Below are 20,511 nucleotides of genomic sequence, written 5' to 3'. Positions count from 1 at the left end.
CGATGAACGCTTACTTGTCAAAGGTATAGGAGCGGGCGCAGCAAACGGCAAATCAGGTCATACAGGATGTGATTTTGTTCACTACCAATGAGAATTGTCGGGAAGCCTGGCAGGGGTAACGATATACTGCCGGTCAGACATCATGGTTAACCTGCAGGAAAAGGAATTTTCATGTTTTCATGGGCCCGATTAAGCGCACTCGCGCTGCTGGTCAGCGGCAGTGCGCTGGCAACGACATCACCAGACAGCATCATCAAACCGCTGATGCAGCAGTATCAGATCCCCGGTATGGCGGTGGCGATTCTGCACGACGGCAAAACCGAATTTTATAACTACGGCGTGGCATCGAAAGAGAGCGGACAGCCGATCAACGAGCAGACGCTGTTTGAAATCGGCTCGCTGAGTAAAACGTTTACCGCTACCTTAGCCAGCTATGCGGCGCAGCAGAACAAACTGAAATTCAGCGACGCGGCCAGCCAGTGGCTGCCGGAACTGAAAGGCAGCGCCTTTGATCGCGTCTCGCTGCTGAATCTGGCGACGCACACCAGCGGCACGCCGCTGTTCGTACCGGATGACGTGACCAATACCCGCGAGCTGATGCGCTGGTACAAACAGTGGCAGCCAGAGGCCCAGCCGGGCACGATGCGCGTTTATTCCAACCTCGGTATCGGTATGCTCGGCATGATTGCGGCTAAGAGTCTGCATCAGCCGTTCATCAGTGCGATGGAAAAGCAGCTGCTGCCGGCGATGGGCATGACGCACAGCTATGTGCAGGTGCCTGCATCGCAGATGGGGCGCTACGCCCAGGGTTATAACAAGCAGGATCGCCCGGTGCGGGTCACGCCAGGCCCGCTGGATGCGGAATCCTATGGCCTGAAATCTACCTCTGCCGATCTGATTCGCTGGCTGGCCATTCAGCTGCAGCAGCAGCCAGTCGCGCCCGCATGGCAACAGGCGGTGGCCGCGACGCATCAGGGCTATTACCACACCGAGGCCGCTTTTACTCAGGCGATGATGTGGGAATATTACCCGCTGCCGGTAACCACGCAGCAGCTGGTGGACGGCAACAGCGGCGCGCGCATCATGAAGGGCATGAAAGCCACGCGGATTACGCCGCCGCAGGCTGCGCCGCAGCAGGCGTGGTACAACAAAACCGGCTCCACCAACGGATTCGCCACCTACGCCGTCTTTATTCCGTCGCAGCGGGTTGCGCTGATTATGCTGGCAAATAAGTGGTTCCCGAATGACGATCGGGTGGTGGCTGCGGAAAAAATCATCAGCAACATCGGGAAGGGCGAATGATCACCATCAGAGCGCTGCGCGCAGAAGATTTTATGCCGTGGCTGGCGCTGTGGCAGGGCTATCAGCGCTTTTATCAGACTACCATTGACGATAACACCACCGGCGAGAGCTTCCGCCGCTTGCTGTCCCGCGCGGAACCCATGCACTGTCTGGTGGCCGAGCAGGACGGCGCGATGGTTGGGCTGGTGCATTTTCTTACCCATCGCTCAACCTGGACCCAGGGCGACTACTGCTATTTGCAGGACCTCTACGTCAGCGAGGCCGCGCGCGGTCTGGGCGCCGGCAAGGCGCTGATTCTGGCGGTCTATGAACAGGCAGAGAAGCTCGGCTGTTCGCGCGTTTACTGGCTGACGCAGGCGTCTAATAGCCACGCGCGGGCGCTGTACGATCGGCTGGCGCAACAAACCGACTTTGTGCAGTACCGTCATTTATTCGATCAGCCATAATTTTCCCGGGCTGCCATGGAGGGTGGCCCTCGCGTGCCTGATCAAGGCGCGCTTGCGTTATTCATCCCACCGTTTCGCTCCCTGAACCCTTTCAAACGAAAATCCCTCAGATAAATAACTGTGATCATGCTCGCTATTTTTTGCCTGCGTGCTGTCTTTTTGTTCGCTCGATGTTATGAATGAATATGTAATGTGTTTCGAATGAAACTAAGGCGTAAACAGACGGAGTGCGAGATGAACACCACTTTTACCTCAGAACAACAACCCGACGATTTTAAACAGCATGTGCGCCTGATGAAGCAGGCGCTCAGAGCACAGATTGGCGATGTCGAAGGCCTGTTTGAGCAGGTCAGAAGTAAGATTGTCAGTGAAATCGCGGCCGCGCGCGCCGAAGAGAAGCAGCACGGAACGGCGTGGCCGCAGGTCAGCTTCGCGGATCTGGCCGCCGGTCGCATCAGCGAACAGACCAAAGATCATATCCGCCGCCGCGGCTGCGTGGTGGTGAAGCAAACCTTCAGCCGCGAGCAGGCGCTGGCGTGGGATGCTGACATGCTCAACTACCTCGACGACAATGATTTCGACCGTGTCTATCAGGGGCCGGGCGACAACTTCTTTGGCAACCTCGACGCCTCGCGGCCGGAGATCTACCCCATTTACTGGAGCGATGCGCAGATGTCAGCCCGCCAGAGCGAGGCCATGGCGCAAACCCAGGCGTTCCTCAATCGCCTGTGGAAATTCGAATCCGCCGGTACGCGCTGGTTTGATCCGGACGTGAGCATCATCTATCCGGATCGCATCCGGCGCCGGCTGCCGGGTACCACCTCAAAAGGGCTGGGCGCGCACACCGATTCCGGCGCGCTGGAGCGCTGGCTGTTGCCGGCCTATCAGCAGGTGTTCAGCAAGATCTTTTCTAACCAGTTCGATCAGTACGATCCGTGGGATGCGGCGCACCGCACGGCCGTGCAGGAGTATCAGTCTGGCACCACCACCAAATGTTCGGTGTTCCGCACTTTCCAGGGCTGGACCGCACTCTCTGATATGCAGCCCGGTCAGGGACTGCTGCACGTGGTGCCGGTGCCGGAAGCCATGGCTTATCTGCTGCTGCGTCCGTTACTGAAGGATGTGCCGGAAGAGGAACTGTGCGGCGTGGCGCCGGGCAAAGTGCTGCCGGTATCGGAGCGCTGGCATCCGGAATTAATTGCCGGCCTGTGTTCGATCCCGGCGCTGCAGGCGGGCGATTCGGTGTGGTGGCACTGCGATGTGATTCATGCGGTGGCACCGGTAGAAAATCAGCAGGGCTGGGGCAACGTGATGTACATTCCTGCCGCGCCGATGTGCGATAAAAACGCCGACTATGCGCAGCAGGTGGCGCAGGCGCTGGCGACCGGTGTCTCGCCGGGCGATTTCCCCAAAGAGGATTACGAAGCCAGCTGGCGCGGCCGTTTTACGCCGCAGGATCTGAATGAAAACGGCCGGCGCAGTCTGGGATTAGCGTGATTTCTGCTAAGCTGGGCAAAAACTTTTTTACAGCAGGCTCTATGAACGCACGTCATCAGCACATTATTCAACTGGTCAGCGAGCGCGGCAGCGTCAGCGTCAATGAACTGGCGCAAACCACCGGCGTTTCGGAGGTGACGGTGCGTCAGGATTTGAACCTGCTGGAGAAGGGCGGCTTTCTGCGCCGCGTGCACGGTTCCGCCGTGGCACCGGAAAGTGATGACGTAGGCGCGCGCATGCAAACCCGCTTTGCGGTGAAAAAACGCCTGGCGGAGTACGCCGCCGGGCTGGTTAACCCCGGCGAAACGGTGTTTATTGAAGGCGGCAGCACCAATGCGCTGCTGGCGCGAGAGCTCAGCCATCGGCAGGACATCACCATCATCACCGTCAGCCATTACATCGCCGGACTGCTGCGTGAGCAGGGCGGCGATGTGATTATCCTCGGCGGGCTGTTTCAGAAAAGCAGTGAGTCGGTAGTCGGGCCGTTAACGCGGCTGTGCATTCAGCACCTCAACTTCCATAAGGCGTTTATTGGCATTGACGGCTGGGATGAGGCGACCGGTTTCACCAGCCGCGACATGCTGCGCTGCGATGTGGTGAACGCCATCATGGAAAAACCGACGCACACCGTCGCGCTCACCGACTCCTCCAAATTTGGTCAGATTCATCCCTATGCGCTGGCGCCGCTACAGCCGTTTAAGCAGGTGATCACCGACGCGGAACTCGCCGCAGGCTGGCAGCAGCAGCTGCGTGCGCAGTCGCTGCAGCTCAGTCTGGTTTAACCTGATTCATGCGCTGAGTAGCGCCTGCGCGGTCAGCTCGTCGGTGATCAAACCGGTGACGAGTCCGCTGGCCAGCACCGCGCGGATCGCCGCCACTTTGCTCGGTCCGCCGGTCAGCGCCACGATCTCTGCGCGCTGCGCCAGATCCAGCGGCACCGACAGCGTGCGTGCCGTCAGCGAGTTGTGAATCATCTGCCCGTCGGCAGCGAAAAAGTGCCCCAGCAGTTCGCCCACCGCACCGGCTTCCGACAGGGCGCGGATCTCGGCTGCATCGATCATCCCGGCTTCCACCAGCTGGGCGGCTGGTTCCACGGTGCCAATGCCCACCAGCTTCACTTCACTGTGCGCGGCCATGCTAAATACTTCGCTGACACCACGCTGCGCCAGCAGCACATCGCGATCCTCTTCGGTGTTGGCAAAAAACGGTACCGGCATCATGTAGGCCTGCGCACCGGTTTTTTCGGCGATGCGATGCATCACGTCATGCGGATTGAGCGCGTAGTTGCGCGTCAGACAGCCGAGCAGGGAGACAAAGCGCAGGTGCGGCGCGTCGATACGTGCCAGCTGGTGAATCGCTGCCGACAGCGTCCGGCCATGGCCGAGACCCAGCGTGATTGCCGGCGTGGAGGCCAGCAGATTACGCAAATAGTCGGCACCGGCCATGCCCAGCGCGCGCACCGGCAGGCCTTCTTCACCGAGATCGGGTGCCACCTGACAAAAGTTCAGGCCGTAGCGGCTGCGCAACTGCTCTTCCAGCGTCACGCAGGCGACAATCGCGCCGTCGATGGTGACTTTCACCGCGCCTTCGGCCACCATGCGCGCAATCAGCCGATGGGTTTTCACCGACGGCAGGCCGAGCCGTTTGGCTACTTCAGCCTGCGTCAGGCCGCCAACATAGTGCAGCCAGGCCGCCCGCAGGGCCAGAGAGTCATCGCGTTCAGCGGAAGTCGGTGCGGATTTCATCGGGTTGTCCCTGTCTGGTTGAGGGGTGCTGCGGGCTGACGAAAGCCCTCAGCACGGCATGCTCACGCGAGATGCAAATCCTGCACCCCGGTATCAATATGGTCGGCCCAGAACGCCACGCTTTCGGCAATCTCCGCCACCACATTGCTGTCGGTGGGTTCGCGCTCTTTGAAGCTTAGCTCGAGGCAAATCTCGTTATCCTGCGCGCCGCCGCGCGCCAGCGCCTCAAGCAGCGGCTGCGGCTGAATGCGACCGCCGGCATTGTACTGCAATGTAAAGGGCCTGTGCCCGCCTTTATCCATCATGCTCTGCTTTATATGGATGATGGGCGAAAAGCGCGGCACCGCTTCAGCCCACGCGTAAGGATCGTAGTCACGCGGATCGTCAGAGGTGACATCGCCATGATCGATATCCGCCATCATCCACATCGGCAGGGCAAACTGTGCCGCGCTCAGCCGCTGTTGCAGCGCCATACAGGCGGGAATGGTTTCGCCAAATTCGCGCCCGACGCTCATTGGTTCCCAGAAAAGGTAATGCAGACCGGCCGCTTTGGCGTGTTCCGCCACTTCCGCCCAGCAGTCAATGGCGATGGCAATCAGCGCTTCACGCCGCGCCGCATCGTTAAAATCCCGTTGAGTGAAGATGGCAAACTGCGAGCCCACCGCGACGCCGCCCAGTTCCGCGGTGATGTCGGCAAAGGTCTTGAACCAGTCAATGTAGTAGCGACGTACCGCCGCATCCGGATGACCAAAATGGTTGAGGCGGCCATACGGGCCGGTCATGCCGGAGGTGACGCGCACGCCGGTGGCACGCAGCGCCTGCTGCATGCGGCGCGTCATGTGGGTGAGCGTGGCAGCAGGCCAGCCGGGATTGATAAACTCATGCGTCAGCTGCAGATCGCGGATGCGGATCTGCTGAGCCACGGTGTGAATTAAATCGCCGGGATCGGCGAAGCGGTTCACCAGCGGATTGGTATTCAGCGAAAGCGTTAATGGCATGCGGCACCTCTCAGCCAGCGTGGGCGCGCAGCGGCGCGGCAGGGTGGAAAGTCTGTTCGAACCACTGGCTGAACGCGGTGCGCTGTGCAGCGCTCAGGTGCAGCTGATGTTTGGTGCGACGCCAGAGAATGTCTTCCGGCTGCTGCGCCCATTCGTACTGCACCAGGTAGCGCACCTCGGCCTCATACAGCTGGCCGCCAAAATGCTCACCGAGATCGCTCAGCGAAACGGCGGTGCCCAGCAGCGTGCTCATACGCGCACCGTACAGTCGCGCATAGTGCTTGCGCAGCGGCTGCGGTAGCCACGGCCAGCGCGTTTTGATCTCCTCCAGGAAGCTGTCAAAATCGGCATGGGCGATCTCGCCGCCCGGCAGCGTGGCGCTGCGCGTCCAGTCCGCGCCCATGTTGGGGAAAAACGGCGCCAGCTGTTGCAGCGCATGCTCGGCCAGCTTGCGGAACGTGGTAATTTTGCCGCCGAACACGTGCAGCAGCGGCGCATCCTGTTGATTATCCAGGTCGAACACATAATCCCGCGTCACCGCCGAGGGATTGCCTTTACCGTCGTCAAACAGCGGCCGTACGCCGGAGAAGCGGGTAATCACATCGCTGGCGCGCAGCTTAACCTTGAAGTAGCGATTCACCACGTTGATCAGGTACTGCTGCTCACTATCATCCGCACTGACATCTTCCGCTTTGCCCTGCCAGGGAATGTCGGTGGTGCCGATTAACGCTTTATCACCTTCATAAGGATTGATAAAAATCACCCGCTTGTCGGTGTTTTGCACCAGATAGGCCTGCTGGCCCTCCCAGAATTTCGGCACGATGAGGTGCGAGCCTTTCACCAGCCGCACGCTGCGCTGGCTTTGCGTGTGGCTAACCTGATTGACGATATCCAGCACCCACGGCCCGGCGGCATTCACCAGCGCGCGGGCGAACACCGTGCGCTGCGCGCCGCTGGCCTGATCCTGCAGGATAATCTGCCATTTGCCCGGCAGACGCTGCGCTGACACGCAGCGGGTGCGCGGCAGAATGGTGGCGCCGCGCTCGGCGGCATCCAGCGCATTGAGCGTCACCAGCCGGGCATCGTCCACCCAGCAATCGGAATACTCAAAGCCTTTCTGGTAGCTGTCCAGCAGCGGCGCGCCTTCAGGATCGCGCGTCAGATCGAGCACGCGCGTGCCCGGCAGTTTTTTGCGTCCGCCAAGGTGGTCATACAGAAATAGCCCCAGCCGCACCAGCCACGCCGGACGATCGGACGGGCTGTGCGGCAGCACAAAGCGCATCGGCCAGATAATGTGCGGCGCCGCGTTCAGCAGCACCTCGCGTTCAATTAGCGCCTCGCGCACCAGGCGGAATTCGTAGTACTCCAGATAGCGCAGGCCGCCGTGCACCAGTTTACCGGAGCGCGAGGAGGTGCCTGCGGCAAGATCGTCCTTTTCACACATCATCACCGACAGCCCGCGCCCGGCGGCATCGCGCGCGATACCGGCACCGTTAATGCCACCGCCGATCACAAACAGATCCAACGTGTTGTCACTCATGCGTTACTCCTTAAAACTGTTTAATACCTGCCAGGCGGCAGGAAGATCGCGGCGGATCTGCTGATACTGGGGGAACAGCTGCTGGTAGCGCTGCATCAGCGCAGGCGACGGTGCTTCGGCGTCGTCCAGCAGCGGACGCACCCAGCGTTCAACGCACTGCGCCATGTCCGGATACGCGCCAATCGCCACCGCCGCCATCATGGCCGCACCCGCTGCGCCGGCTTCCTCGCGCTGGCTGATGCGCACCGGCGCGCCGATGCAGGCGGCAAGGATTTGCCTGAGCGGCTGCGATCGCACCGCACCGCCGGTAAGGCGAATTTCTCCCGGCAGCGTGGCGCCCATCGCCTGATAACAGTCGCGAGCTGCCATGCCGATGCCTTCAATCACGCCGCGCACCAGGTCGCCAAAGTTGTGCTGATAGTTGAGGCCGGTGAAACTGGCGCGCGCGTCGGCGTTAACAAACGGTCCGCGTTCACCGGCCAGCGAAATGTAAGGATGGAACAGCAGGGTGCCCGGCTGCGCGTCGTTGAGCCAGCGATCGATCTGCTGCACCAGCCGCGCATGATCGGTTTCACAGCCAAAGCTGCTCAGCAGATCGCTGGCCACGTTCAGCAACCAGTCGAGATTGAGCGTGGAGGCCATGTTGGTTTGCACCTGAGTGACATAACCTGGCCAGGGCAGCGGGATCACGTAGCCGGTTTGCGCCGGGTTGAGCCATACCTCGTCAATGGTGACGCTGCGCAGATGCACGCCGGTTGAGCCGACAATCGAACAGGCGGTATTGGCTTCACCGGTGTGCACCCCGGCACCGAGCGCGGTCATCGCCATATCGACATAGCCGAGACACACCGGCGTGCCAGCCAGCAGGCCGGTTTGCCGGGCGGCGTCAGCGGTGAGGCCATGGGTGATTTGCGTGCCGTCGATGATCTCCGGCAGCAGGTGGCGCCGGTGGTTAAGCCCCAGCGCGTCAATCACCGTATCGTCGTAGCGCTGGTGGCGATAGTTGCCAAAGGTAAAGCTGGCTTCAGACGGGTCGGTGGCGCGCACGCCGGTCAGATTGAGATAGAGCCAGTCCTTGCAATGCAGCGCCACTTCGGCGCGCGCCAGCAGTTCGGGATAGTGCTGGTCCATGTGCGCCAGCTGCGCACCCTGCTGGCAGGTGTTAAGACCGGTGCCGGTGGCCTGAAAGCGTGCGGCGGCCAGCGGCTGCTGATTGAGTTTTTCCACCGTGGCGGCGGCACGGGCATCCAGCCAGATCCACGCATCATCCACCGGCTGATTATCAGCACCGACCAGCCAGCTGCCATCGCCCTGGGCGGTCACCGCCACGGCCACCACGCGCGCCGCCAGATTCTCCACCCGATCGCCGAGCTTGTGAATCGCACTGACCGCATCCTGCCAGGTTTGCGTCATTGACTGCTGGGCGGCACCGCCTGCGCTGCGGTAATAGCGATTGCGCGCCGACGCGCACGCCAGCTGGTTACCTTCCAGATCAAACGCCACCGCTTTAACCACCGAGGTGCCGGAATCCAGACCCAGAATGATATCGCCACTCTCCACATACACCTCCGTTCGCTGCTCCCGGTGCGGGAACCCCTGTTTGGTTTATCCGCAGCCTTGTTAATGAGCTGTGATGATTTTGCTAAATACTGTCTTACACCACTTCTCATGGAGATAACATATCTGATGTATTATTTTTCTCAAAAAATAATAAATTTCACTCCGGATGGCGAGTTCGATCACAAAATCAGTATGAGTTGCGGATGCGCCTGAATACTGTGAAAGGTTTTTAATGATTGTATTAAAGAGGTTTTTAAACGAATTAAGGGTGATCGCGGGCAAATAAGCGATCCAGATCGCGCTGTGCGAAAAATTGCGCGCCACCTGTTGACAATTTAGTCACAACAGCACAATTCTCATCACACAAGTTATCACATTTATAACATTGCACGGCGATGAATATCGTCGCTGTGCATCCTGAGAGGTCACGTTATGTCCGAGGTCTCAATCTTAACGCAGCAGCTGGCACGCAAACGTCGGCGGCGCTACACGCTCAGCGGCGTGGTGATCGTGGCGCTGGTGGCTGCCATGGCGCTGGATACCAAAGTGGTGCGCATCGGTTCGGCGGACGACGCGCGTCAGCAGGGCTTCTCCGCAGACAGCTACGGGCAGAAAACCTTTCCCGGCATCCAGCAGGATGTCGAAGCGCGCGCGGTGGATGCCGCCACGCTGGCGGCCGCACTGAACAGCGATCGGCAGCAGGCGGTGGCCAGATACGGTGTCGGCTCGCCGCTGCCGGTGCTGCCGGTCAAACTGCAGGGCGTGGTGCAGCCGGGGCAAATGGGTGTCTTCCCGTTACAGGTCGCCGGTCTGCCAGCGGGCACGCAGTTGAGGTTGCAAACCGGCCCGGCGATCACCGGCACCGATCTGCGTGATGCCAGCGGCAAAATTCAGTTTGGTGATTTTACTAATCAGATCGAATACCAGAACGCCGGGGCGGCGATTAACCGCGCCATGAAAGTGGCGGTGCTGGAGAAACTGGACCGCGACGCGCTGCCGGGCAAAACCGTGCAGGTGGTCGGCGTGTTCCGTCTGCTCAGTCCGACCAACTGGCTGATTACGCCGGTGCGCGTGGAGGTGCAATGAAACCGTTCAACGTCAACCCGGCGCTGCTGAAAGGAGAAGTGATTCTGCAGGCGCGCAACGTCAGCAAAGTATATGGCTCCACCCATGCGCTGAAAGGCGTCAATTTTGAAATCCGCCGCGGCGAAGTTACCACGCTGTTTGGTGAAAACGGCGCCGGTAAATCGACGCTGATGAAAATTCTTTCTGGCGTGATTACGCCAACATCCGGGGAAATTCTGTTAAACGGCGAAGCAAAGGTGTTCCGTTCGGCCACCGAGGCGCGCGACTGTGGTATCTCGATTATTCATCAGGAGCTGAATCTCGCGCCCAACATGAACGTGCGCGACAACATTTTTATGGGGCGCGAAATCATGCGGCCCGGCGGGGTGGATTACGCCGAAGAGGCGCGGCTGACCCGCCATCTGATGGCGGCGCTGGAGGAGGATATTGATCCGCTGACGCCGGTGGAGAACCTGCGTCTCGGGCAGCAGCAGATTGTGGAAATCGCCCGTGCGCTGTCGGTGAATTCACAAATCCTGATCATGGATGAACCGACCTCGGCGCTCAGCGCGGCGGAAGTGGCGGTGCTGTTCCAGGTCATCCGCGATCTGACCAGTCAGGGCGTGGCGATTGTGTATATCTCACACCATCTGGAGGAAGCACTGGAGATCACCGATCGCGCAGTGGTGCTGCGTGACGGCGTAATGACTGCCTACGCCCGGCGCGACGAGATCGATCTGGAGTGGATCGTGCGCAATATGGTGGGCGAGCACTTCGACCTCGGTTCACCGCCCGGCGGCTATGCCTTCGGCGGTGACGCGCTGACGGTGCAGGCGTTAACCGTGAAAAGCAAAACCGGCATCCGGCTGGTGGATCAGCTGTCGCTGACGGTGCAGGCCGGTGAGATTGTCTGCATTTATGGCCTGATGGGCGCGGGGCGCACCGAGCTGCTGGAGTGTCTCGCCGGACGGCTGAAGCAGAGTAGCGGGCACATCCTGCTGCAGGATACCGAGATCTCCGCGCTGTCGCTGTCGCAGCGCATCAAAATGGGGCTGGCGCTGGTGCCGGAGGATCGCCAGCGCGACGGGCTGGTGCAGACCATGACGGTGGGCGAAAACCTGTCGCTGGCCAGCATCAGCGAGTTTGTGCGCGGGCTGGTGCTGTCAACGCGACGGGAGAAACAGCTGATTAGTGACAGCATTCGTAACGTGACGGTCAAGACTGCCGGCGGTGAGGCGGCTATCGGTTCCCTGTCCGGCGGCAATCAGCAAAAGGTGGTGATCGGCAAAATGCTCGCCACCCGACCCAAAGTGATTCTGCTGGATGAACCGAGCCGCGGCATCGATATCGGTGCCAAAGCCGAGGTGTTTCGTCTGCTGGCGGAGAATGCCAGCAAAGGGCTGGCGGTGGTTTACACCACCTCAGAAGTGGGCGAGTGCCTGAGTATCGCGCACCGCATCGTGGTGATGAGCAAAGGGCGCATCTCGGCCATCTTCGACGCCAGCGTGAGCAAAGAACGCATTATGGCCGCTTCGGGCGAGTCTCTGGTGGCATGACATGAAAAACGGAGCAAACGGTATGACTGACAGAACCCAAACGCTGGATAGCGCACCGCGGGTGGCGAAACCGGCCAGCGGCAAGCGCCTCAATCTGGCGCGGCTGCTGCTGGAAGGGCGTGCCTTTATCGCGCTGCTGGTGATTATCGCCACTTTCTCCCTGCTATCGCCCAACTACTTTACCGGCGCGAACTTCCTCACCATGGCATCGCATGTGGCCATTTTCGGTTTGCCGGCGATCGGCATGCTGCTGGTGATCCTTAACGGCGGGATTGATTTGTCAGTCGGCTCGACGCTGGGACTGGCCGGCGTGATGGCCGGCTTTATGATGCAGGGCATCAATCTTGAAGCGCTGGGCGTGGTGCTCTATCTGCCGGTATGGGCGGTGGCAATTCTGACGCTGGTGCTGGGTGCGCTGGTAGGGCTGGTCAACGGCGTGCTGATTGCGATTTTTCGCGTCCCGGCGTTTGTTGCCACGCTCGGCACCATGTATGTGGCGCGCGGTATCGCGCTGCTGATCACCAACGGTCTGACCTACAACAAACTCTCCGGCAGCGAAGCGCTGGGCAATACCGGTTTCGACTGGCTCGGTTTCAACCGCCTGTTCAACATCCCGGTCGGCGTGCTGGTGCTCGGCGCAGTGGCGCTGGCCTGCGGTTTCCTGTTGAGTCGCTCGGCGTTTGGCCGCTGGCTGTATGCCTCGGGCGGTAACGAGCGCGCCGCCGATCTCTCCGGCGTGCCAGTGAAACGCATCAAGATCAGCGTCTACGTGCTGTCGGGTATCTGTGCGGCGATGGCCGGGCTGGTGCTCTCTTCGCAGCTGACCTCCGCCGGTCCGACCGCGGGCACCACCTACGAGCTGACCGCCATTGCTGCGGTGGTGATTGGCGGTGCGGCGCTGACCGGAGGACGCGGTAACGTGCGCGGCACGCTGCTGGGCGCGTTCGTGATTGGCTTTCTCTCTGATGGCTTAGTGATTATCGGCGTTTCTGCCTACTGGCAGACGGTGTTCACTGGCGCCGTGATTGTGCTGGCGGTATTGCTCAACACCCTGCAATACGGCCGGCGCGGTCGCTAACCCTGTGCGCGCTGGCAGGCTGGCGCGCGAGTAACCGTAAAACAAACCTGTACCCTAATAATAACGGAGCACCTATGTTCACTAAACGTCTGTTTATCGCCGCCGCCGCGATGGCCATCTCCACCTTTGCCTTACCCAGCTGGGCCAACAACGGCCTGATGACCATCATCGTCAACGATCCCTCCAACCCTTACTGGCTGACTGAGGGCCAGGTCGCGCAGAAGGCGGCGGAGAAGCTGGGCTACAGTGCCAAAGTCAGCGCGCACAAAGGGGATACCAACACCGAAAGCCAGCTGATTGATACGGCGATCACTAATAAATCGAAGGCGATCATTCTCGATCCGGCTAACGCCGACGGCTCGATTGGCTCGGTAAAGAAAGCGATTGCCGCCAATATTCCGGTGTTCGTGATCAATGCCGAACTGAACCAGAGCGGGCTGGCTAAAGCGCAGCTGGTGTCGAATAACGCACAGGGCGCGGCAGTAGGCGCGATGGAGTGGGTGAAGCAGGTGGGTGACAGCGCCAGCTATGTCGAGCTGGTGGGACCGCCGTCGGATAACAACGCCGCCACGCGCGCCAACGGTTTCGATACCGTGCTGTCTCAGTACCCGACGCTGAAGAAAGTCGGCCAGGAAGTGGCGAACTGGGATCGCACCCAGGGCTTCAATAAAATGCAGTCGCTGCTGCAGGCTAATCCGAACATCAAAGGGGTGATCAGCGGTAACGATGAGATGGCGCTGGGTGCTATCGCCGCCCTGAAGGAAGCCGGCAAACTCAGCCAGGTCAAAGTGGGCGGGTTTGACGGTTCACCGGATGCGGTCGACGCGGTTAAAGCCGGTACGCTGGCCTATACCGTGATGCAGCCGGTGGCGCAGTTTGCGCAGAAGGCGGTAGAGCAGGCGGACACCTTCCTCAAAACCGGCAAAACCGGGGTAGCACAGGAGAAGCAGCTGTTTGACTGTATCCTGATCACCAAAGACAACGCCGGTGATTTCGTTTCGCCGTTTGTCCTGAAGCAGTAAGTCAGATTACCGATGGCGGCATTCTGGCCGTCATCGGTTAGCTGCTGCGCGCCTGATTTGCAAAAGAAACGTTTACGCGCTGTAATCAAAGCCGAAACTGCATTTCCGCTTCACTTTCCGGACGAAACATGGCGCATAACCCGCAAGAGACCTCCGCTGGTCACTTCCTGAATGAAACCTTACCGGGCGACAGCCGTCAGGCGCGTCAGCTGGCACGACGCCAGCTCATAGCCGAAGCCGTGATGGCCGAAGGCGCGGTGCGTATCGAAGATATTACTGAGCGCTTCGGGATCAGCCTGATGACCGCCCATCGCGATATTGATGAGATGGTCGAGCGCGGGCTGCTGCATAAATCACGCGGCGTGGTCTCTGCCACACCAACCAGCCTGGTGGAATCCAGCGATCTCTACCGTGCCACGCGCCAGCTGGAAGAGAAGCAGGCAATTGCCGAAGTGGCCGCTGGCTACCTTGAACCCGGCCAGGCGCTGTTTCTGGATGATTCTACTACCGTGCTGCAGATGGCGCGGCTGCTGCCGGCCAAAGCGCCGCTCACGGTGATCACCAACTCGCTGACGTTAATGAATGAATTACGTAACGGACGCGATATTACTCTGATGGGTCTCGGCGGCCAGTTTCATCACTGGTGTAACGCCTTTATGGGGCGCATGACGCGAGACGAAATCGCCAGCCTGCGCGCCGATGTGTTTTTTGTCAGCATGTCGGCGATTATTGATGATGCGGTGTTTCACCAGTCGGCCGAGACGGTGGAGACCAAGCGCGCGATGTTCGAGGCGGCGCAGAAGCGCATCCTGATGATGGATAACACCAAGTTTGAGCGGCGCGCGCTGCATCGCTTTGCCCACCTGAGTGAGTTTGATGTGGTGATCGTTAATCAGGGCACGCCGGTGCCGGTGCTGCGTCGCCTGCAGGAGCTCGGGGTGAATGTGGTGGTGGCACCGATGAAAACCGGGCAGGGACGCACTGAGGCGTAATGCCCGGTTTGCGCGTTAGCCAAGGCCGATGAAGAAGCCGGCAATGGTGGCGCTCATCAGATTGGAGAGCGTTGCGGCGATCAGCGCGCGCAGGCCCAGCCGCGCGATTTCCGGGGTGCGCTCCGGTGCGACGGCAGAAAAGGCGCCGACCACCACGCCAATCGAACCAAAGTTAGCAAAGCCGCACAGGGCGAACGAGACGATGGCGATGGTTTTGCCGTCGAGCGCGCCCGCCTGATGCAGATAAGGTGAAAAGCTGATGTAGGCGACAAACTCGTTCACCACCAGTTTCTGACCTATCAGGCTGCCCGCCAGCGCCGCATCGTGCCACGCCACGCCCATCAGCCACGCCAGCGGGGCCAGCGCGAAGCCGAGTATTCCCTGCAGGCTGATGTCGCCGTGACCCAACCAGCCGCCGATGCCGCCAAGTATGCCGTTGAGCATCGCGATGATACCGACAAACGCCATCACCACCGTCGCCAGACCGGCGGCTATTTTCATCCCGGTAATCGCTCCGCTGGCGGCGGCTTCAATCAGGCTGCGTGCCGGCGTGTCGCTAAACGACAGGTTGGTAAAAGTCACCTGCGACGCTTCCGTTGCCGGACTGAGCAGCCGGGCGAACAGAATGCCGCCAGGAATGGCCATCAGCGAGGCGGCCAGCAGATATTCAATCGGTACCCCCAGCCCGGCATAGCCGAGCATAGTGGAACCGGCTATTGAAGCCATGCCGCTGCAGATGGCGGTGAACAGTTCGTTGCGATTGAGACGGTTGACGAAGGGTTTGACGATGGCCGGGATCTCATTCTGGCCGAGGAAAATGGTGGTGACCGCCACGAAGGATTCGATCTTACTGATATTGAGCGCGCGCTGAAAGATGCCGCCCAACAGGCGAATGATGGCGCCCATCACGCCAATATAGTAGAGCACGCTAACCAGCGCGGTGATAAAGATGATGGCCGGCAGAACGTGAAAAGCAAACACAAAGCCGGCGCCGTTAAACACCTTGTCCATTTGCGGTCCGGCCAGCGCGCCAAATAGAAACGCGCTGCCCGCATCACTGTAAGCCAGCGCCTGATGCACGCCGCTGGCGACTTTTTCCGCCAGCCATTTGCCCGGCGGCAAATAAAGGATCGCGCCGCCGAGGGCAATCTGAATCAGTAACGCGGCACCGGTGGTGCGCAGACTGATGTGCTTTTTATTTACTGACAGCAGAAACGCGATCGCCAGTAATACCACCATACCCAGAACACTTCTCATTATATCCATCATGATATTTCCTGATATCAGCCTGGTGAGGTTGCATAGCGGTATGGGCGACCACTTTCTGCCCATATTGTGGGGTTAAATGATTAGCGGTACCTGCGTACGCAGTCTTCGACTAAATCCCAGAACCAGGCGGTATCCAGCGTGATGCCCACTTTGGTGTTTGCCGGTTTCCCCAGCACGCCCAGCGCATCACACACCGTGCGGCCATAGCAGGGACCGCTGTTGACATCGATTTCGACAAACATCGGCTGAACGTTGAAGGCGTCCGGATTGATCAGATAGGCGACACAGGTGGCGTCATGCACCGGGCCGCCTGCCAGACCGTAATTGTCGTGCTGGGTTTTCAGCGTAAAATTCATCATATCGCTGAACAGCTTTCCGGCCGGGCCGCCGGCCTTTTCCATGCGGGTTATAATGTCCGGCGTGCACACCGTCTGGTGCGTTAAGTCGAGGCCCATCATCACCAGCGGGGCGCCGGCGGTAAATACCACGCGCGCGGCTTCCGGGTCGGCAAAAATATTGAACTCCGCCGACGGGGTAAAATTACCGGTGCCGTAAGCGCCGCCCATCAGCACGATTTCACGGATTTTAGGAATGATTTTCGGCTGCATGCGCATCGCTACCGCAATATTAGTGAGCGGGCCGACCGGCACCAGCGTGATATCCCCGTCGCTGTTCATCAGCGTATCGATAATAAAGTTCACCGCGTGCTTTGTTTCCGCTTTACGCGTCAGCGGGCCGAACACCGGGCCGTCAAGACCGGTTTCGCCGTGAATATTATCGGCGACGATCTGCTGGCGCATAATCGGCTGCGGCATGCCGGCATAAACTGGCGTGTCAATATTCAGCGTCTGGCAAACGTTCAGGCCATTAACCAGCGTTTTGTCCAGAATTTGATTGCCCGCCACGATACTGATGCCGAGCAGTTCTATCGAAGGATGTTTCGCGGCCAGCATGATGGCGATGGCATCATCATGACCGGGATCACAGTCCAGAATAATTTTACGTGCTGTCATGGTTTACTCCTCAGCTTCTTTATTATCACCTTAATTTCATTGCAGAAATTTTCCGGTGCGGTAGGGTAGAGGCCTTCACCTTAGCAGCGGCGTGACACGCCAGAGTATGAGAAATCTCATAGTGGACAATGAATGATGAAAGAAATAAATAATGACGCGCTGAAGCAGCAGTTAATAATGGCGTCCGGCTATTGCGATAAATTTTCAGCCGATGTGATACCGCACACACATTTATTTCATATTCTTGCCGGGGACTATATTGTGCGCGAGGGGGCTCTGCCGGCGTATATGTTTTATCTGGCGCGCGGTCGCACCAAACTGTATGTCACGCTGGCCAATGGCCGTATTTCGCTGGTGGATTTCTTTAATGCGCCCTGTTTTATTGGCGAGATTGAAGTGCTGGATGAAACGCATGCTTCACGCGCGGTGCAGGCGATTGAAGCCTGCTGGTGCCTGGCGCTGCCGGTGAAAACCTGCCGCACGCTATTGTTAAATGATGCACAGTTCCTGCGCCACGCCTGTCTCGGCCTGGTGAAAAAGAATTTCCGCAATATTGTCACCTCAACGCGTAATCAGGCGTTTCCGCTGGTTAACCGGCTGGCGGCCTTTATCTTGCTAACCCAGCATGATGGTGTATATAAAGAGAAGCATACGCAGGTAGCGGAGTACCTTGGCGTGACTTATCGCCACCTGCTGTATGTGTTTGCGCAGTTCAGCGCAGAAGGGGTGCTGCGTAAGCAGCAGGGGGGGTATGCGATCGCTAACCGCGCGGCGCTGATGGCCTTAGCCGAAGAGATGGAGCCCGGCGCAGCGCTGCCGGGTCACTGAGGTTTATGCGCCCTGGCGGGTGGCCGCCAGCACGATTTCCCGCACGCAAACCGACTGCGGCTGCGAATAGGCGTAATCGATGGCGCTGGCCACGTCGTCTGCGCTGAGCACCTTGCCGCCCATTTCGGCTTTCCACGCGTGATTACCGTCCTTGATTGCTTCGCTGGTGGTGTGACTCAACAGCTCGGTTTCAACTGCGCCCGGCGCGATAACGATCACGCGTACATTGTGCGGCGACAGCTCTTCGCGCAGGTTCTCTGACATGCCATGCACAGCGAATTTAGTGCCAACATACACTGTGTGATTAGGAAACGTCTTCCGTCCGGCCACTGAGCTGATATTAATGATCGTGCCCCTTTTGCGGTCAATCATGCCTGCGGTGACCGCCTGCACGCCATTGAGCAGGCCTTTCACGTTGACGTCGAACATCTTATCCCATTCGCCGGCATCCTGTTGTTCAATCGCGCCGAGCAGCATCACGCCCGCATTGTTAATCAGCGCATCGACCGGGCCAAACTGCTGCTCAGCATCATGCACTGCGGTGGTAAATGCGTGGCGATCGGTCACATCAACCGCGCGGCACAGGGCGTTGGGCAGGTTCAGTGCCGTCATACGATCGATACGGCGAGCCAGCAGCAGCAGGGCATGTCCACGCGCCGAAAGCAGTTTCGCCGTGGCAAGACCGATACCGGAGCTGGCACCGGTGATGACGATTAAGGGTTTAACATTCTGCGTCATAATGACTTCCTCATAGATAAAATTAATGGCGAAGCTGAGGCGTGCACTTTAAATCGCGCAGCGATTGGTGAAAAATGGTTTATTTCTTTCGCCGGTATAATGATTTTCTATGGATAAGCGACAGCTAAAAGCTTTTATCTGCGTGTTTGAGGAGCGCAACATCACGCGCGCCGCACAGTTACTCAACCTGACGCAGCCCGCGCTCTCGGCCACGATCAAACTGCTGGAAGAGGAGCTGGCCACCACGCTGTTTATCCGCAGGCCGCGTGGCGTGGAGGTCACGGAGGACGCTCGCGTCCTTTATCCGCAGGCGCGCAAGATGCTCAGCGATATGCAGGCGCTGGTGACACGCTTTCGGCAGCCGTCGGATTGCCTGCCGCTGAAGATTGGCGTCGAAGGGGATGTCGCACCCGCCCAGCTGGGGCAACTGCTGACGGCCATCCGGCAACATTTTCCCACGGTGCTGCTTAGCGTCGAGCCCGGCTGCGTGGGCGATATCCGGCTGGCGTGTGAAAGCCTGCGCTGCGAAGACGAGCTGTTTATGCCGCTGTTTGAAGAGCACTACGTGCTGGCGTATCCCGCCAGTCATGCGCTAAGTCAGCTGGAGACGCTGACCCATGACCAGTTGCATCCGCTGCCGTGGGTGATGGTGCCGACTGATGAGTCGCATCAGCGGCTGCTGCCGTTTTACGGTGCGGGTGCGGCCGCGGCCAACGCCGGCAGCTACGCGCTGGCGCTGGATCTGGCGGAAGTCGGCTTTGGCGTCACCATTGCGCCGGCGCCGCTGGTTGCCGCGCGGCATCGCCTGGCCTGGCGCGCTTTACCCGGTCAGCCGCTGATGCGGCGTGTCGGCATTTGCTATGCGGTTCAGGCGCAGGCCAATCCAGCGGTAGAACGGGTGCTGGCATACTTCAGCCACGGCGTTTCTTTGCGAACGTTATGATAGATCCGGTGCGCTGCCAGGCGCATCGGATCAAAGCGGATTAGCGCGGGTTCATCATGTCAAATATGGCGTCAAAATTGCCGTCGCGTTCGGCCCAGCGCCGCGCATGGTCACGCTCCAGCAGCAGTTCGCCGCGCGCGACCGGGCCATTTTCCAGCATCTGCAGAATCTGCGCGATATAGTCGTCCAGCGGCATGGCGCGGGGATCGCTGAGCTGTTGATTACCGGTCAGCGCCGTCTGTAGATATGGCGGCAGCATTTCCAGCACCTCGACCGGGGTATTACGCAGTTGATGACGCAGCGAAACCAGCCAGGAATGCAGAAAGGCTTTGCTGGCGCAGTAGGTGGGAAAACTGGCCAGCGGCATGAAGGCCAGCGCGGAACTGGTTGCCATCAGCGTGGCCTGCTGCTGACGGCGCAGCAGCGGCAAAAACGCGGCGGTGACGCGAATCACACCGAGAATGTTGGTCATCACGATCTGCTCAGCAATATCACTGGTCCATTCGTCTGCCGTCACCGTTTCCGGCTGCGAGATACCGGCGTTGGTGATCAGCACGTTGATATGCGGAAACTGCGCGTGAATCGCCGCGGAACAGCGGGCGATGGCGGTGGCATCGTTGACGTCCAGAGCAAAGCCGGTAATGGCCGGACGCTGGGCGGTGATCTCATCGAGCAGCGCCTGACGTCTGCCGGTGATAATGACGCGGTTACCGCGATCGTGAAAAACCTCGGCCAGCCGGCGGCCAATACCGCTGGTTGCGCCGGTGATGAGCAGGGTGTTGTTGGTCAGTTTCATAGTGTGCCTTGTCAGTCAGAGAATGAAAGGCCACGTGCAGTGATGCACTGCTAGCGATCCCGTGAAACAGGATGCGTAGAAAGCGTGAACGATGCCGTGGCGCTGTTCCGGTTTTCCTCTGCG

General features: G+C 59.5%; 19 protein-coding genes. 11 read left to right on the top strand and 8 right to left on the bottom strand.

Translation table 11 applies throughout. The annotated features are described in order from the left end of the window. Positions 1-171: 171 nt before the first annotated feature. From ampC to AC6I8P_RS09550, 4 genes are all read left to right on the top strand, one after another. Positions 172-1,302: a class C beta-lactamase gene (gene ampC / locus AC6I8P_RS09565; protein WP_127834085.1), complete on the top strand. Its 1,131-nt coding sequence runs from the start codon at positions 172-174 to the stop codon at positions 1,300-1,302. After that, positions 1,299-1,748 carry a GNAT family N-acetyltransferase gene (locus tag AC6I8P_RS09560; RefSeq protein ID WP_021506057.1) on the top strand — a complete coding sequence of 150 codons (450 nt, stop codon included), beginning with the start codon at positions 1,299-1,301 and terminating at the stop codon, positions 1,746-1,748. Before ampC ends, AC6I8P_RS09560 begins: the two co-directional genes overlap by 4 nt. Before the next feature lie 234 nt (positions 1,749-1,982). Beyond that, entirely contained in the window at positions 1,983-3,245 is a 1,263-nt protein-coding gene (locus AC6I8P_RS09555) for a DUF1479 domain-containing protein (protein WP_058769792.1), read from the top strand. Between the two features lie 41 nt (positions 3,246-3,286). Then, entirely contained in the window at positions 3,287-4,027 is a 741-nt protein-coding gene (locus AC6I8P_RS09550; protein WP_058769793.1) for a DeoR/GlpR family DNA-binding transcription regulator, read from the top strand. 6 nt (positions 4,028-4,033) lie between these two features. On the opposite strand, the gene AC6I8P_RS09545 is transcribed toward AC6I8P_RS09550, so the two are convergent. From AC6I8P_RS09545 to AC6I8P_RS09530, 4 genes are all read right to left on the bottom strand, one after another. Further along, positions 4,034-4,990, bottom strand: coding sequence for a sugar-binding transcriptional regulator (locus tag AC6I8P_RS09545; protein WP_059008814.1), 957 nt, complete (start codon positions 4,988-4,990; stop codon positions 4,034-4,036). 62 nt (positions 4,991-5,052) lie between these two features. Beyond that, positions 5,053-5,988, bottom strand: a complete 936-nt coding sequence (locus AC6I8P_RS09540) for a sugar phosphate isomerase/epimerase family protein (RefSeq protein WP_058769794.1) — start codon at positions 5,986-5,988, stop codon at positions 5,053-5,055. A gap of 10 nt (positions 5,989-5,998) precedes the next feature. Next, on the bottom strand, positions 5,999-7,528 hold the full coding sequence (locus tag AC6I8P_RS09535) for a glycerol-3-phosphate dehydrogenase (protein WP_498031146.1): 1,530 nt from the start codon (positions 7,526-7,528) through the stop codon (positions 5,999-6,001). A 3-nt stretch (positions 7,529-7,531) separates the two neighbouring features. Further along, the gene (locus tag AC6I8P_RS09530) at positions 7,532-9,088 is read right to left on the bottom strand and encodes an FGGY-family carbohydrate kinase (RefSeq protein ID WP_498031145.1); all 1,557 of its coding nucleotides are present in this window, start codon (positions 9,086-9,088) and stop codon (positions 7,532-7,534) included. A 432-nt stretch (positions 9,089-9,520) separates the two neighbouring features. Here AC6I8P_RS09530 and AC6I8P_RS09525 point away from each other — a divergent pair, with 432 nt between their 5' ends. From AC6I8P_RS09525 to AC6I8P_RS09505, 5 genes are all read left to right on the top strand, one after another. Beyond that, positions 9,521-10,174 carry a DUF2291 domain-containing protein gene (locus AC6I8P_RS09525; protein ID WP_058758549.1) on the top strand — a complete coding sequence of 218 codons (654 nt, stop codon included), beginning with the start codon at positions 9,521-9,523 and terminating at the stop codon, positions 10,172-10,174. After that, positions 10,171-11,709, top strand: a complete 1,539-nt coding sequence (locus AC6I8P_RS09520) for a sugar ABC transporter ATP-binding protein (RefSeq protein WP_058780568.1) — start codon at positions 10,171-10,173, stop codon at positions 11,707-11,709. The genes AC6I8P_RS09525 and AC6I8P_RS09520 overlap by 4 nt, the downstream gene beginning before the upstream one ends. A gap of 22 nt (positions 11,710-11,731) precedes the next feature. Further along, complete coding sequence (locus tag AC6I8P_RS09515; RefSeq protein WP_058758647.1) at positions 11,732-12,787, top strand: ABC transporter permease; 1,056 nt, start codon at positions 11,732-11,734, stop codon at positions 12,785-12,787. A 74-nt stretch (positions 12,788-12,861) separates the two neighbouring features. Beyond that, complete coding sequence (locus AC6I8P_RS09510) at positions 12,862-13,809, top strand: D-ribose ABC transporter substrate-binding protein (RefSeq protein ID WP_058758551.1); 948 nt, start codon at positions 12,862-12,864, stop codon at positions 13,807-13,809. Positions 13,810-13,937: 128 nt separating this feature from the next. Next, the gene (locus AC6I8P_RS09505) at positions 13,938-14,801 is read left to right on the top strand and encodes a DeoR/GlpR family DNA-binding transcription regulator (protein WP_021506045.1); all 864 of its coding nucleotides are present in this window, start codon (positions 13,938-13,940) and stop codon (positions 14,799-14,801) included. Between the two features lie 15 nt (positions 14,802-14,816). Here AC6I8P_RS09505 and AC6I8P_RS09500 read toward each other — a convergent pair whose 3' ends face one another. Both AC6I8P_RS09500 and rihB read right to left on the bottom strand, forming a co-directional pair. Further along, on the bottom strand, positions 14,817-16,067 hold the full coding sequence (locus AC6I8P_RS09500) for a NupC/NupG family nucleoside CNT transporter (RefSeq protein WP_498031162.1): 1,251 nt from the start codon (positions 16,065-16,067) through the stop codon (positions 14,817-14,819). Between the two features lie 83 nt (positions 16,068-16,150). After that, positions 16,151-17,083, bottom strand: coding sequence for a ribosylpyrimidine nucleosidase (gene rihB / locus AC6I8P_RS09495; RefSeq protein ID WP_058758552.1), 933 nt, complete (start codon positions 17,081-17,083; stop codon positions 16,151-16,153). Positions 17,084-17,218: 135 nt separating this feature from the next. On the opposite strand from rihB, the gene yeiL reads away from it, so the two are divergent. Continuing rightward, positions 17,219-17,911: a transcriptional regulator YeiL gene (gene yeiL / locus AC6I8P_RS09490; protein WP_104186657.1), complete on the top strand. Its 693-nt coding sequence runs from the start codon at positions 17,219-17,221 to the stop codon at positions 17,909-17,911. Between the two features lie 3 nt (positions 17,912-17,914). Here yeiL and AC6I8P_RS09485 read toward each other — a convergent pair whose 3' ends face one another. Then, positions 17,915-18,649 (bottom strand): SDR family oxidoreductase, encoded by a 735-nt coding sequence (locus AC6I8P_RS09485; RefSeq protein WP_498031144.1) that lies wholly within the window; start codon positions 18,647-18,649, stop codon positions 17,915-17,917. A gap of 109 nt (positions 18,650-18,758) precedes the next feature. On the opposite strand from AC6I8P_RS09485, the gene AC6I8P_RS09480 reads away from it, so the two are divergent. Continuing rightward, positions 18,759-19,592, top strand: a complete 834-nt coding sequence (locus AC6I8P_RS09480) for a LysR family transcriptional regulator (protein ID WP_498031143.1) — start codon at positions 18,759-18,761, stop codon at positions 19,590-19,592. A 40-nt stretch (positions 19,593-19,632) separates the two neighbouring features. Here AC6I8P_RS09480 and AC6I8P_RS09475 read toward each other — a convergent pair whose 3' ends face one another. Then, a complete protein-coding gene (locus AC6I8P_RS09475) occupies positions 19,633-20,388 on the bottom strand; it encodes an SDR family oxidoreductase (protein ID WP_481657630.1) in 756 nt (251 codons plus the stop codon). Positions 20,389-20,511: the final 123 nt, after the last annotated feature.

Source organism: gamma proteobacterium symbiont of Lampromicra miyakona (genome assembly GCF_059730895.1).
The sequence above is the reverse complement of the archived record's forward strand: the minus strand, read 5'-3'. Positions and strand labels throughout refer to the sequence as shown.

Coding starts and splice junctions, on each gene's coding strand:
- ampC (WP_127834085.1), top strand. CDS start 172: ATGTTTTCATGGGCCCGATTAAGCGCACTCGCGCTGCTGGTCAGCGGC.
- AC6I8P_RS09560 (WP_021506057.1), top strand. CDS start 1,299: ATGATCACCATCAGAGCGCTGCGCGCAGAAGATTTTATGCCGTGGCTG.
- AC6I8P_RS09555 (WP_058769792.1), top strand. CDS start 1,983: ATGAACACCACTTTTACCTCAGAACAACAACCCGACGATTTTAAACAG.
- AC6I8P_RS09550 (WP_058769793.1), top strand. CDS start 3,287: ATGAACGCACGTCATCAGCACATTATTCAACTGGTCAGCGAGCGCGGC.
- AC6I8P_RS09545 (WP_059008814.1), bottom strand. CDS start 4,990: ATGAAATCCGCACCGACTTCCGCTGAACGCGATGACTCTCTGGCCCTG.
- AC6I8P_RS09540 (WP_058769794.1), bottom strand. CDS start 5,988: ATGCCATTAACGCTTTCGCTGAATACCAATCCGCTGGTGAACCGCTTC.
- AC6I8P_RS09535 (WP_498031146.1), bottom strand. CDS start 7,528: ATGAGTGACAACACGTTGGATCTGTTTGTGATCGGCGGTGGCATTAAC.
- AC6I8P_RS09525 (WP_058758549.1), top strand. CDS start 9,521: ATGTCCGAGGTCTCAATCTTAACGCAGCAGCTGGCACGCAAACGTCGG.
- AC6I8P_RS09520 (WP_058780568.1), top strand. CDS start 10,171: ATGAAACCGTTCAACGTCAACCCGGCGCTGCTGAAAGGAGAAGTGATT.
- AC6I8P_RS09515 (WP_058758647.1), top strand. CDS start 11,732: ATGACTGACAGAACCCAAACGCTGGATAGCGCACCGCGGGTGGCGAAA.
- AC6I8P_RS09510 (WP_058758551.1), top strand. CDS start 12,862: ATGTTCACTAAACGTCTGTTTATCGCCGCCGCCGCGATGGCCATCTCC.
- AC6I8P_RS09505 (WP_021506045.1), top strand. CDS start 13,938: ATGGCGCATAACCCGCAAGAGACCTCCGCTGGTCACTTCCTGAATGAA.
- AC6I8P_RS09500 (WP_498031162.1), bottom strand. CDS start 16,067: ATGGATATAATGAGAAGTGTTCTGGGTATGGTGGTATTACTGGCGATC.
- rihB (WP_058758552.1), bottom strand. CDS start 17,083: ATGACAGCACGTAAAATTATTCTGGACTGTGATCCCGGTCATGATGAT.
- yeiL (WP_104186657.1), top strand. CDS start 17,219: ATGAAAGAAATAAATAATGACGCGCTGAAGCAGCAGTTAATAATGGCG.
- AC6I8P_RS09485 (WP_498031144.1), bottom strand. CDS start 18,649: ATGACGCAGAATGTTAAACCCTTAATCGTCATCACCGGTGCCAGCTCC.
- AC6I8P_RS09480 (WP_498031143.1), top strand. CDS start 18,759: ATGGATAAGCGACAGCTAAAAGCTTTTATCTGCGTGTTTGAGGAGCGC.
- AC6I8P_RS09475 (WP_481657630.1), bottom strand. CDS start 20,388: ATGAAACTGACCAACAACACCCTGCTCATCACCGGCGCAACCAGCGGT.